At 52.8% G+C, this 642-nt stretch carries 4 tRNA genes and 1 rRNA gene; all 5 read left to right on the plus strand.

Annotated features, from left to right (window positions below):
* The first annotated feature begins 83 nt into the window (after positions 1 to 83).
* Positions 84 to 172, plus strand: a tRNA-Leu gene (locus AC1DS7_RS28860).
* Between the two features lie 3 nt (positions 173 to 175).
* Positions 176 to 249: transfer RNA gene (locus tag AC1DS7_RS28865), tRNA-Arg, on the plus strand.
* Between the two features lie 8 nt (positions 250 to 257).
* A tRNA-Pro gene (locus AC1DS7_RS28870) sits at positions 258 to 331 on the plus strand.
* A 9-nt stretch (positions 332 to 340) separates the two neighbouring features.
* Positions 341 to 416, plus strand: a tRNA-Ala gene (locus tag AC1DS7_RS28875).
* 77 nt (positions 417 to 493) lie between these two features.
* Positions 494 to 642: ribosomal RNA gene (locus AC1DS7_RS28880) — 16S ribosomal RNA — on the plus strand; the annotation flags it as partial.

A 642-nucleotide genomic window follows, 5' to 3' on the forward strand; every position in this document is an offset into this window, starting at 1 on the left:
AGTTCAGTGGTAGAATACAACCTTGCCAAGGTTGGGGTCGCGGGTTCGAATCCCGTCTTCCGCTCCAATTTTCAGTATGACATGCCGGGGTGGCGGAACAGGCAGACGCACAGGACTTAAAATCCTGCGGTGGGTGACCACCGTGCGGGTTCGACCCCCGCCCTCGGCACCATATGCGCCCGTAGCTCAATTGGATAGAGCGTTTGACTACGGATCAAGAGGTTAGGGGTTCGACTCCTCTCGGGCGCGTTTTCTTTCGGGAAGTGGCTCAGCTTGGTAGAGCACCTGGTTTGGGACCAGGGGGTCGCAGGTTCAAATCCTGTCTTCCCGATACTTGTTTGGGGCCTTAGCTCAGCTGGGAGAGCGCCTGCCTTGCACGCAGGAGGTCAGCGGTTCGATCCCGCTAGGCTCCACCAAAAAAGTTCTTTGAAAACTGAACGAAACAAACAACGTAAACGTCAATTTTTATTTTTAGATGCTAGACAAACTAACTTTATTGGAGAGTTTGATCCTGGCTCAGGATGAACGCTGGCGGCGTGCCTAATACATGCAAGTCGAGCGAATGGATTAAGAGCTTGCTCTTATGAAGTTAGCGGCGGACGGGTGAGTAACACGTGGGTAACCTACCCATAAGACTGGGAT

It is taken from the genome of Bacillus sp. P4_E1, from assembly GCF_056401715.1.